This window comes from Streptomyces boncukensis (genome assembly GCF_011045075.1).
In the GTDB taxonomy this organism is placed as follows: domain Bacteria; phylum Actinomycetota; class Actinomycetes; order Streptomycetales; family Streptomycetaceae; genus Streptomyces; species Streptomyces boncukensis.
In genome coordinates, this window is the sequence record NZ_JAAKZZ010000224.1 from 1 (window position 1) to 11,567 (window position 11,567).

Below are 11,567 nucleotides of genomic sequence, written 5' to 3' on the forward strand. Positions count from 1 at the left end.
GGGTTGCCGCGGCGCCGGGGACGCCCCCCGGAGGCGTCGGGTACGCCTTCGGGGGGCGGTGCGGCTGGGCCTGCGGCTCCGGCTGGGGTTCCGGCTGGGGCTGAGGCTGGGACTTCGGCTGGGGCTGTGCCTGCGGCTGAGGCTGAGCACCACTCACGCCCTGCTCCTCGTCGTCCGTGGTCTGGGGGTCCTAGCGGGATCTAGGTGTCCTGGGGGTCCTGGGGCGTTGCGGGGTCGGCGGAGCCGTCGGCCGCGTCCGGGCCCTCCGCGTCCGTGTCCGGCTGCGCGCCGGCCTCGACGGCGGCCTCCACCTCCTCGGCCTCGCGGCCGGCCTCCGCGTTGCGCGCGACGCCGACCACCGCGTCCTTCTTCCCCAGGTTGATCAGTTGGACGCCCATGGTGTCACGGCCCGTCTCGCGGACTTCACTGACCCGCGTACGGATCACACCGCCGGACAGGGTGATGGCGAGGATCTCGTCCGACTCCTCCACCACCAGCGCTCCCACCAGCGACCCCCGGTCCTCGACGATCTTCGCGGCCTTGATGCCCAGGCCACCGCGCCCCTGGACGCGGTACTCGTCCACGTCGGTGCGCTTGGCGTAGCCGCCGTCCGTTGCCGTGAAGACGAACGTACCCGACCGGACCACATTCATCGAGAGCAGTTCGTCGTCCTCGCGGAAACTCATGCCCTTCACGCCGGAGGTGGCCCGGCCCATCGGGCGCAGCGCGTCGTCCGTCGCGGTGAACCGGATGGACTGCGCCTTCTTGGACACCAGCAGCAGGTCGTCGTCCGGCGAGACCAGCTCGGCGCCGATCAGCTCGTCGTCGCGGCCGTCCTCCATCTCGCGGAGGTTGATGGCGATGACGCCGCCGGAGCGCGGCGAGTCGTAGTCCTTGAGGGGGGTCTTCTTCACCAGCCCCGACTTGGTGGCCAGGATGAGGTACGGGGCCGCCGCGTAGTCCCGGATCGCCAGGATCTCGGCGATCTCCTCGTCCGGCTGGAAGGCGAGGAGGTTCGCCACGTGCTGGCCGCGCGCCTCGCGGCCCGCGTCCGGCAGCTCGTACGCCTTCGCGCGGTACACCCGGCCCTTGTTGGTGAAGAACAGCAGCCAGTGGTGCGTGGTGGAGACGAAGAAGTGGTCGACGATGTCGTCTTCCTTCAGCTTCGTGCCGCGCACGCCCTTGCCGCCGCGCTTCTGGGCCCGGTAGTCGTCGCTCTTGGTGCGCTTGACATAGCCGCCGCGGGTGATCGTGACGACGATGTCCTCCTCGGCGATCAGGTCCTCGATGGACATGTCACCCTCGAAGGGGATCAGCTGGCTGCGCCGGTCGTCGCCGAACTTGGCGACGATCGCGGTCAGCTCCTCGCCGATGATCTGCCGCTGGCGCTCGGGGGAGGCCAGGATCGCGTTGTACTCGCTGATCTTCGCCTGGAGCTCGTCATGCTCCGCGGTGATCTTCTGCCGCTCCAGGGCCGCCAGCCGCCGCAGCTGCATCTCCAGGATCGCGTTCGCCTGGATCTCGTCGATCGTGAGCAGCCCCATCAGGCCCTCGCGCGCGACGTCCACCGTCTCGCTGCGCCGGATCAGCGCGATGACCTCGTCGATGGCGTCCAGCGCCTTCAGCAGGCCGCGCAGGATGTGGGCGCGCTCCTCCGCCTTGCGCAGCCGGTAGCGGGTGCGGCGGACGACGACGTCGATCTGGTGCGCGACCCAGTGCCGGATGAAGGCGTCCAGGGAGAGGGTGCGCGGGACGCCCTCGACCAGCGCCAGCATATTGGCGCCGAAGTTGGTCTGCAGATCGGTGTGCTTGTAGAGGTTGTTGAGGACGACCTTGGCGACCGCGTCCCGCTTCAGGACGATCACGAGGCGCTGGCCCGTGCGCGACGACGTCTCGTCCCGTACGTCGGCGATGCCGCCGATCCGGCCGTCCTTCACCAGGTCGGCGATCTTCAGCGCGAGGTTGTCCGGGTTGACCTGGTACGGCAGCTCGGTGACCACCAGGCACTGGCGGCCCTGGATCTCCTCGACCTCCACCACGGCCCGCATGGTGATCGAGCCGCGCCCGGTGCGGTACGCCTCCTCGATCCCCCGGCGGCCCACCACCAGCGCTCCGGTCGGGAAGTCCGGGCCCTTGATCCGCTCGATGAGGGCGTCCAGCAGCTCCTCGTTCGAGGCGTCCGGGTGGTCCAGGTACCACTGGGCGCCGGCCGCGACCTCGCGCAGGTTGTGCGGCGGGATGTTGGTGGCCATGCCGACCGCGATCCCCGCCGAGCCGTTGATCAGCAGGTTCGGGAAGCGGGCCGGCAGGACCGTGGGCTCCTGGTTGCGGCCGTCGTAGTTGTCCTGGAAGTCGACGGTCTCCTCGTCGATGTCCCGGAGCATCTCCATGGCCAGCGGCGCCATCTTGCACTCGGTGTACCGCATGGCGGCGGCCGGGTCGTTGCCCGGGGAGCCGAAGTTGCCGTTGGAGTCCACCAGCGGCATCCGCATCGACCAGGTCTGCGCGAGGCGGACCAGCGCGTCGTAGATCGAGCTGTCGCCGTGCGGGTGGTACGTCCCCATGACGTCGCCGACGACGCGGGCGCACTTGTAGAAGCCCTTCTCCGGGCGGTACCCCCCGTCGTACATCGCGTACAGCACCCGGCGGTGCACCGGCTTGAGCCCGTCGCGGATGTCCGGCAGGGCGCGGCTCACGATCACGCTCATCGCGTAGTCGAGATACGAGCGCTGCATCTCCGTCTCAAGGCTCACCGGGTCGACGCGGGCACCGGCCTCGGTGTCAACGAGGGGCGAGTTGTCGCCCTCGGCAGGGGTGGGGATCTCGTCGGCCATTGCTCAGTTCAAGTCCTTTACGTGTGTGCGGCGCGCTGCTCGGGAGGGCCGACGGTCAGATGTCCAGGAAGCGGACGTCCTTGGCGTTGCGCTGGATGAACGAGCGGCGCGCCTCCACGTCCTCGCCCATCAGGATCGAGAACAGGTCGTCGGCGGCGGCCGCGTCGTCCAGCGTCACCTGCCGCAGCACCCGGTGCTCGATGTCCATCGTGGTGACGCGCAGCTCGTCCGCGTTCATCTCGCCCAGGCCCTTGAAGCGCTGGACCGAGTCGTCCCTGATGCGCTTGCCCTGCTCGCGGCCGAGCTGGATGAGGTTGTCGCGCTCGCGGTCGGAGTACGCGTACTGGTGCTCGTCCCGGCCCCACTTGATCTTGTAGAGCGGGGGCTGGGAGAGGAAGACGTGGCCCGCCTCCACCAGCGGCCGCATAAAGCGGAAGAGCAGCGTGAGCAGCAGGGTGTTGATGTGCTGGCCGTCGACGTCGGCGTCCGCCATCAGGATGATCTTGTGATAGCGGAGCTTCTCGATGTCGAAGTCCTCGTGCACACCGGTGCCGAACGCCGAGATCAGCGCCTGCACCTCGGCGTTCTGCAGCACCTTGTCGATCCGCGCCTTCTCCACGTTCAGGATCTTGCCGCGGATGGGGAGGATCGCCTGGTACTCCGGATCGCGGCCGGACTTCGCCGAGCCGCCCGCGGAGTCGCCCTCCACGATGAAGATCTCGCACTTCGACGGGTCGTTGGACTGGCAGTCCGAGAGCTTGCCGGGCAGCGAGGCCGTCTCCAGCAGGCCCTTGCGGCGGGTCAGATCGCGCGCCTTGCGCGCCGCCACCCGGGCCGTGGCCGCCTGGACGCCCTTGCGGACGATGTCCGCCGCCTCGTTCGGATTGCGGTCCAGCCAGTCGGTCAGATACTCGTGGACGATCTTCTGGACGAAGGTCTTCGCCTCCGTGTTGCCCAGCTTCGTCTTCGTCTGGCCCTCGAACTGCGGCTCGCCCAGCTTGATCGAGATGATCGCCGTCAGGCCCTCGCGGATGTCCTCGCCGGTGAGGTTGTCGTCCTTCTCGCGCAGCAGCTTCCGCTCGCGCGCGTACCGGTTGATCAGACCGGTGAGCGCCGCGCGGAAGCCCTCCTCGTGGGTGCCGCCCTCGTGGGTGTGGATGGTGTTGGCGAAGGAGTAGACGCCCTCGCTGTACTGGCTGTTCCACTGCATGGCGACCTCGACCGAGAGCATGCGCTCCTTGTCCTCGGCATCGAAGTCGATCACGGTGGGGTGCACCAGCTCGCCCTTGCGGGAGTTCAGGTAGCGGACGAAGTCGGAGATGCCGCCCTCGTAGTGGTACCGGACGGCGTTCGGATTGCCCTCCTCGTCCACGTGCTCGGGGCGCTCGTCGGTCAGCGAGATGGCCAGGCCCCGGTTGAGGAACGCCATCTCCTGGAAGCGGCGGGCGAGGGTCTCGAACGAGTAGTCCGTTGTCTCGAAGATGTCGGGATCTGCCCAGAACGTGACGGTCGTCCCGGTCTCGTCCGTGGCCTCGTTCTGCTGCAGCGGCGCCGTCGGCGTGCCCAGCTTGTAGTCCTGCGTCCAGCGGTAGCCGTCGGTGCGGACCTCCACCGCCACCTTCTGCGACAGCGCGTTGACGACCGAGACGCCCACGCCGTGCAGACCGCCGGAGACCGCGTAGCCGCCGCCGCCGAACTTGCCGCCCGCGTGCAGGACGGTCATCACGACCTCCACAGCGGGCTTGTTCTCCGACGGCACGATGCCCACCGGGATACCGCGCCCGTTGTCCACCACGCGCACCCCGCCGTCGGCGAGCAGCGTGACCTCGATGGTGTCAGCGTGGCCCGCCATGGCCTCGTCCACGGAGTTGTCCACCACCTCCTGCACGAGGTGGTGCAGCCCGCGCTCACCGGTCGAGCCGATGTACATACCGGGCCTCTTGCGGACCGCGTCCAGGCCCTCCAGAACGGTGATGGCACTCGCGTCGTACGACGGCTCCTCGTGCCCGGCCGCCCCTCCGTGCCCGGCTGCGGGCACGGCTGGGCCGTCCGGCACGCCGTGATCGGACTGCGTCTTGTCGTTCTCGTTGAGATCGCCGGAATCGGCCACGAAGCGCCCTTTCTGGCACAGCACAAGCCGTCTCCTGGGCAAGCGGAGCGGCTGCGTCGTTCGACATGGTCCGCAACGGTGCGGCTATCGCCCAGTGTACCGGTGGCGGCTGTGTGAATGGGGGTTTGCGGGCGCCTGAGTCCGCATGTGCCGTCCTGAACCTCCATCCGCCGACTCCCTATATCTGGACCGGGGGGCCAAGAGGCTCACACGGGCGCTCAGCGCTTCCGACTGTCAACGCACCGCAACTGTGACCGGCGTCACTCCTCACCCGTAGGTGTCGCCCGGTCCCTTGCTTCCCGGCGCCCGCAGCGGACCGGAGAACCGGGGCCGCGGCGCCTCCGGGCCCCGCACCTTGATCAGCCGTACGGTGCCCTGCCCGAGATCCTCGTTCAGCCGCGCCACCAGCCGCGGCGCCAGCAGCCGCAACTGGGTGGCCCACGCCGTGGAGTCGCAGCGGACCGTCAGCGTCCGCTCCTCCTCGTCGTACCGCTGCGGCTCGCAGTGCTGCGCCACCTCCGGGCCCACCAGCTGCGGCCAGCGGCCCATCACCCCGCCGACCGCGGCCGGGGCCTCCCAACCCCGTTCCGTGATCAGCCGGTTCACGGCCGCGCCGAGCGGCATCGGATCCCGGCCGTCCCGGCGGGCGCCCGAGCGCAGGCCGCCGCCGTGGCGCGCCTGCCGCTTCTGCTGGGCCGCCGCGCCACGGGCACGGGCCTGCTCCTTCGCCGCGCGCAGCGCCACCCGGGCCAGGTCCACCCCGCTGGGCTCGCCCGGCCCGCCGGCTCCGCCGGGCGCACGGGGCGCGCCGGAGTCGGCGGGGCCGTCGGAGCCGCCGGGGCCGCCGGGGCCGCCGGGCTTCTCGGGGTCCGTGCTCACTGGGCCGTCACCTCTCCGTCCGCCACCGCGAACCGCGTGCCCGACAGCACCTCGGGCACGTCCTCCGGCACCGCCGCCGTCACCAGCACCTGCTCGCCGGGCGCCACCAGCTCCGCAAGCCGCGCCCGGCGCCGCACATCCAGCTCCGCGAACACGTCGTCCAGCACCAGCACCGGCTCGTGCCCCTCGCTCTTCAGCAGCTCGTACGCGCCCAGCCGGAGCGCCAGCGCGTACGACCAGGACTCGCCATGGCTCGCGTACCCCTTCGCCGGAAGCTCACCCAGCTGCAGCGCCAGCTCGTCCCGGTGCGGCCCGACCAGGGTCACCCCGCGCTCGATCTCCTGCTTGCGGGCCTCGCCGAGCGCCTCCAGCAGCCGCCCGTACAGCTCCTCGCGCGAGGAGCCGTCCCCGGCCGGGCCCCGGTACTCCAGCGCCACCGGGCCGCCGCCGGGCGCCAGCCGCTCGTACGCCTTGTCCGCGAGCGGCGCCAGCACCCCGATCAGGTCCAGCCGCTGCGCGAGCAGTTCGGCGCCGGCGCGGGCCAGATGCTGGTCCCACACATCCAGCGTGGACAGGTCCACGCCCCGGCCGCCGGTTCGGCGGGCCAGCGCCGCCGACTTCAGCAGCGAGTTGCGCTGCTTGAGCACCCGCTCGTAGTCCCCGCGCACGCCCGCCATACGCGGGGCGCGCGCGGTCACCAGCTCGTCCAGGAACCGCCGCCGCTCGCCCGGGTCGCCCTTGACCAGCGACAGGTCCTCCGGCGCGAACAGCACCGTACGCAGGATGCCCACCACGTCCCGGGGCCTGACCTGCGCGGAGCGGTTGATCCGGGCGCGGTTCGCGCGGCCCGGGTTCAGCTCCAGCTCCACCAGCTGCTCGCGCTCGCCCTGGCGTACCCGGGCGCGCACCACCGCGCGCTGCGCGCCGGCGCGCACCAGCGGCGCGTCCGAGGACACCCGGTGGCTGCCGAGCGTCGCCAGATAGCCGACGGCCTCCACGAGGTTCGTCTTGCCCTGCCCGTTCGGGCCGATGAACGTGGAGACGCCCGGACCGAGGGGCACCTCGACCCGGGCGTACGAGCGGAAGTCGGCCAGCGAGAGATGCGTCACATGCACGGCGGTCGCCGACCTCCCCCTCGGTTCGCTACTTGCTGCCCTCGACCGCGTGCCCACCGAACTGGTTGCGCAGCGCGGCCACCATCTTCATCTGCGGCGAGTCCTCCTGCTGCGAGGTGAACCGCGCGAACAGCGAGGCCGTGATCGCGGGCAGCGGCACACCGCTGTCGATCGCGGCCTCCACCGTCCAGCGGCCCTCGCCGGAGTCGGCCGCGACACCGCGCAGCCCCGCCAGGTGCTCGTCGTCGTCCAGCGCGTTGACCGCCAGGTCCAGCAGCCAGGAGCGGATGACGGTGCCCTCCTGCCAGGAGCGGAAGACCTCGCGCACGTCCGTCACCGAGTCGGCGGCCTCCAGCAGCTCCCAGCCCTCGGCGAACGCCTGCATCATCGCGTACTCGATGCCGTTGTGGACCATCTTCGCGAAGTGGCCGGCGCCGACCCTGCCCGCGTGGACGGCGCCGAACGACCCCTCGGGCTTGAGCGCGTCGAAGACCGGCTGCACCCGCGCGACGTGCTCGGCGTCGCCGCCGTACATCAGCGCGTAGCCGTACTCCAGGCCCCACACACCGCCGGAGACGCCGCAGTCCACGAAGCCGATGCCGTGCGCTGCCAGCTCCTCGGCGTGCTTCTCGTCGTCCGTCCAGCGGGAGTTCCCGCCGTCGACGACGATGTCGCCAGGGGAGAGCAGGCCGGCGAGCTCGTCGACGGTCGACTGGGTGGCCTCGCCCGCCGGGACCATCACCCACACCACGCGCGGGCCGCCCGTCAGCTTGCTGACCAGCTCCTCCAGGCTCCGCACATCGGCCACCTCCGGGTTGCGGTCGTAGCCGATGACCGTGTGGCCCCCACGGCGGATGCGCTCGCGCATGTTCCCGCCCATCTTGCCGAGACCAACAAGACCCAGCTCCATCAGTGGCGCCCTTTCGTTGCGATATGTACTGCCGCCGAGCGTACGCCTGGACGGAACCGGGGCCCGGAGAAGGGCCCGGCGGGCGGCGGGGGCGGGCGTCAGCCCGAGGGCCGCACCGGCATACTGCGGCCCCGCGAGGGGCGGCCCTCGCGCTCCCGGCCGGGCCCGGCGTCAGCCGGAGAGCCGCACCGGCATGATCAAGTACTTGTACGCCTCGTCGGCCTCGGTGTCCTTCGCGGGCTTGCCGCTGAGCAGCGCCGGCTTCGTGGACGTCGTGAACGACAGCTGGGCCCACGCCGAGTCGATCGCGGAGAGCCCCTCCAGCAGGAAGCCGGGGTTGAAGGCGATCGAGATGTCGTCCCCCTCCAGCTCCGCGTCCACCCGCTCCACAGCCTGTGCGTCGTCGCTGGAGCCGGCCTCCAGGGTGAGCACCCCCTGCTCGAAGCTGAGCCGCACCGGGGTGTTCCGCTCGGCGACCAGCGCCACGCGCTTGACGGCCTCGACGAACGGGGCCGTCTCGATCACCGCAACCGAGTTGAACTCCGTGGGGAACAGGGTGCGGTACTTCGGCAGATCTCCCTCCAGGAGGCGGGTCGTCGTCCGGCGGCCCGCGCCCTCGAAGCCGATCAGGCCCTCGCCGGAGCCGGAGCCCGACAGCGCCAGCGTGACGCTGTCGCCCCCGCTGAGCGACTTCGCGGTGTCCAGCAGCGTCTTCGCGGGGACCAGGGCCACCGCGGAGGCGTCCGGCGTCTCCGGCTTCCACAGGAACTCGCGCACCGCGAAGCGGTACCGGTCGGTGGAGGCCAGGGTGACCGTGTCGCCCTCGATCTCGATACGGACGCCGGTGAGGACCGGCAGCGTGTCGTCCCGCCCGGCGGCGATGGCCACCTGGGCGGCCGCGGCGGCGAACACCTCGCCGGGGACGGTGCCGGTCGCCGTCGGCATCTCCGGCAGCGCCGGATACTCCTCCACAGGGAGGGTGTGGAGGGTGAACCGGGAGGAGCCGCAGACCACCGTCACCCGTACACCGTCTGTGGAGATCTCCACCGGGCGGTTGGGGAGGGCGCGGCAGATGTCGGCGAGCAGCCGCCCGGACACCAGGACCGTGCCGTCCTCCTCGACCTCCGCCTCGACGGAGACCCGCGCCGAGACCTCGTAGTCGAAGCCGGAGAGGCTCAGAGTGCCGTCCTCCGCCTTCAGCAGCAGGCCCGCGAGGACGGGCACCGGCGGACGGGCGGGGAGGCTCTTGGCCGCCCAGGCCACCGCCTCCGCGAGTACATCGCGCTCTACCCGGATCTTCACCTTCAGCCGCCTCCTGCTGCTGCCCTGTCTCGTGCTGTTGCCGGGGACCAGTCTGACGCACCTCACTGACAGACCGCGCGGGTGTGGGTCAACTCGTTGCTGACCGGCCCGGACGGCGAGGCGCCGAGTTGTGCACAGGACCCGCTTCGAAGCGAATCCCGGGCTCTCTCCAGGTGGTCGTAGTAGTAGGGCCTGTGGAAACCGTGGATAACCCCGTTTCCGCAGCTCAGCCCGGAAAAGTTTTCCACCCCCGGCTGTGGGCGGAGCGGTGGACAGACAGGTGTCGCTGTGGAGAACAGAAAGTTCTGCACAGGCCGCCCACAGGTTGAGGGGACTTGCCCACAGCTGCGCCCACAGCTTTACCCACGTTTCCCACAGGCCAATCCGGGCTCCCACTGTGACGGCTTTCACTCGGAGCGGTGAGAGGGCGCGTTGCGTTGCCGAACAGTGGACAGAGCTGTGGAGAAGCTGGGGATAAGCGGGCCCGGCCTGTGGGCGGCCGGTGGACAAGTCTCCGGGGCCGCTGTGGGCCGCGTGCCTCCTCCACAGCCTGTGGACTTCGGTTTCCCACAAGTCCACAGGCAGCTGACCTCGGCAAACCCTGCCGGCCGACGGCTCGCTGTGGACGCTGTTGGGACAATCCGACGTGTCCCCAGGGTGTGGACGCGAAAAACCGCTCGTTCTTGTGGACTTGGCGCCGCACGGACCCTGGATTCGAACAGCGGAGGGCGGGCCGCCCGGGGGCGGCGGCGGGCGTTCAGGCCCGCAGAGCCGCAGAGCCGCAGGCCCTCAGGCGTTCTTGATGCGGTTGGTCAGCTCCGTGACCTGGTTGTAGATGGAGCGGCGCTCGGCCATCAGGGCCCGGATCTTGCGGTCGGCGTGCATCACGGTCGTATGGTCCCGACCGCCGAACTGGCCGCCGATCTTCGGCAGCGAGAGGTCCGTCAGCTCCCGGCACAGATACATGGCGATCTGCCGGGCCGTGACCAGCACCCGGCTGCGCGAGGAGCCGCACAGGTCGTCCACCGTCAGCCCGAAGTAGTCCGCCGTCGCCGCCATGATGGCGGTCGCGGTGATCTCCGGCGTGGCGTCCTCGCCGCCGGGGATCAGATCCTTCAGGACGATCTCCGTCAGCCCCAGGTCGACCGGCTGCCGGTTCAGGCTCGCGAAGGCCGTCACCCGGATCAGCGCGCCCTCCAGCTCCCGGATGTTGCGGGAGATGCGGGAGGCGATGAACTCCAGCACCTCGGGCGGCGCGTTGAGCTGCTCCTGCACCGCCTTCTTCCGCAGGATCGCGATCCGCGTCTCCAGCTCCGGCGGCTGGACGTCCGTGATCAGCCCCCACTCGAAGCGGTTCCGCAGCCGGTCCTCCAGCGTCTCCAGGGCCTTGGGAGGCCGGTCGCTGGAGAGCACGATCTGCTTGTTGGCGTTGTGCAGGGTGTTGAAGGTGTGGAAGAACTCCTCCTGCGTCGACTCCTTGTCCGCCAGGAACTGGACGTCGTCGACGAGCAGGATGTCCATGTCGCGATAGCGCTTGCGGAACGCGTCCGCCTTGCCGTCCCGGATCGAGTTGATGAACTCGTTGGTGAACTCCTCCGAGCTCACATACCGCACCCGGGTGCCCGGGTAGAGGCTGCGCGCGTAGTGCCCGATGGCGTGCAGCAGATGCGTCTTGCCGAGCCCGGACTCGCCGTAGATGAACAGCGGGTTGTACGCCTTCGCGGGCGCCTCGGCCACGGCGACGGCCGCCGCGTGCGCGAAGCGGTTCGAGGCGCCGATCACGAAGGTGTCGAAGAGGTACTTCGGGTTCAGCCGCGCGGTGGGCTCGCCGGGCCCGGTCGCGGGCGCGGGCTGCGCCGCCAGCGGCCCCGGGGCGCCGCTGGGCGCCGGGAGCTGCGCCGGGCCGTCGTGTGCCCCGTCGTGCGACCCGCCGGGCGGTCGGCCCTGCGCCGGGATCTGCGGATGCGCCTGCGGATGCGGTGGCTGCTGCTGGTGGTGCTGCTGCTGGTGGTGCTGGTGCTGCTGCTGCTGTTGGTGCTGTGGTTGTGGCTGAGCGTGCTGCTGGTGGTCGTACGCCGGTGGCTGCTGCTGTTGGTGCTGTTGGTGCTGCGGCGGATACGGCTCCTGCGGCGGCTGCTGCCACTGGGGGGGCTGGTGCCCCTGCGGACCCTGGTGGTTCTGCGGGTTCTGGTGGTTCTGGTGGTTCTGGGGATTCTGGTGACCCTGCGGGTACTCGGAGTAGCCCGAGTACTCCGGATACGCGGGGCGTGCCGTGGGCGGCTCGCGATGGTCGTAGGGCTCGTACGCCTCATATCGCTGCTGGTCGTAGCCGCCGCCCGGCTCGGCGGGCGGCGGCGCGGACGGGGCGGGAGGAGCGGCAGGGGCCACCGGTGCCGAGGGGGTCGACGGGGCCGACG

7 protein-coding genes are annotated in these 11,567 nt (G+C 70.6%); all 7 read right to left on the reverse strand.

All coding sequences use genetic code 11. From position 1 onward, the window contains the following. Positions 1 to 200: 200 nt before the first annotated feature. Positions 201 to 2,834 carry a DNA gyrase subunit A gene (gene gyrA / locus G5C65_RS20650; protein WP_206442074.1) on the reverse strand — a complete coding sequence of 878 codons (2,634 nt, stop codon included), beginning with the start codon at positions 2,832 to 2,834 and terminating at the stop codon, positions 201 to 203. Positions 2,835 to 2,889: 55 nt separating this feature from the next. Further along, positions 2,890 to 4,968, reverse strand: coding sequence for a DNA topoisomerase (ATP-hydrolyzing) subunit B (gene gyrB / locus G5C65_RS20655; protein ID WP_165300373.1), 2,079 nt, complete (start codon positions 4,966 to 4,968; stop codon positions 2,890 to 2,892). 243 nt (positions 4,969 to 5,211) lie between these two features. Beyond that, positions 5,212 to 5,823: a DciA family protein gene (locus G5C65_RS20660; protein ID WP_165300374.1), complete on the reverse strand. Its 612-nt coding sequence runs from the start codon at positions 5,821 to 5,823 to the stop codon at positions 5,212 to 5,214. After that, positions 5,820 to 6,938: a DNA replication/repair protein RecF gene (gene recF, locus G5C65_RS20665; RefSeq protein WP_165300375.1), complete on the reverse strand. Its 1,119-nt coding sequence runs from the start codon at positions 6,936 to 6,938 to the stop codon at positions 5,820 to 5,822. The genes G5C65_RS20660 and recF overlap by 4 nt, the downstream gene beginning before the upstream one ends. 28 nt (positions 6,939 to 6,966) lie before the next feature. Next, the gene (gene gnd / locus G5C65_RS20670) at positions 6,967 to 7,848 is read right to left on the reverse strand and encodes a phosphogluconate dehydrogenase (NAD(+)-dependent, decarboxylating) (RefSeq protein WP_165300376.1); all 882 of its coding nucleotides are present in this window, start codon (positions 7,846 to 7,848) and stop codon (positions 6,967 to 6,969) included. A 171-nt stretch (positions 7,849 to 8,019) separates the two neighbouring features. Next, positions 8,020 to 9,150, reverse strand: a complete 1,131-nt coding sequence (gene dnaN, locus G5C65_RS20675; RefSeq protein WP_165300377.1) for a DNA polymerase III subunit beta — start codon at positions 9,148 to 9,150, stop codon at positions 8,020 to 8,022. Positions 9,151 to 9,939: 789 nt separating this feature from the next. Continuing rightward, positions 9,940 to 11,567: chromosomal replication initiator protein DnaA (gene dnaA / locus G5C65_RS20680; protein ID WP_241265937.1), on the reverse strand; the 1,628-nt coding region annotated here is incomplete at its 5' end.

Bases quoted from the DNA above. Each gene is read 5' to 3' on its own strand.
- gyrA (WP_206442074.1), bottom strand. From the start codon at position 2,834: ATGGCCGACGAGATCCCCACCCCTGCCGAGGGCGACAACTCGCCCCTC.
- gnd (WP_165300376.1), bottom strand. From the start codon at position 7,848: ATGGAGCTGGGTCTTGTTGGTCTCGGCAAGATGGGCGGGAACATGCGC.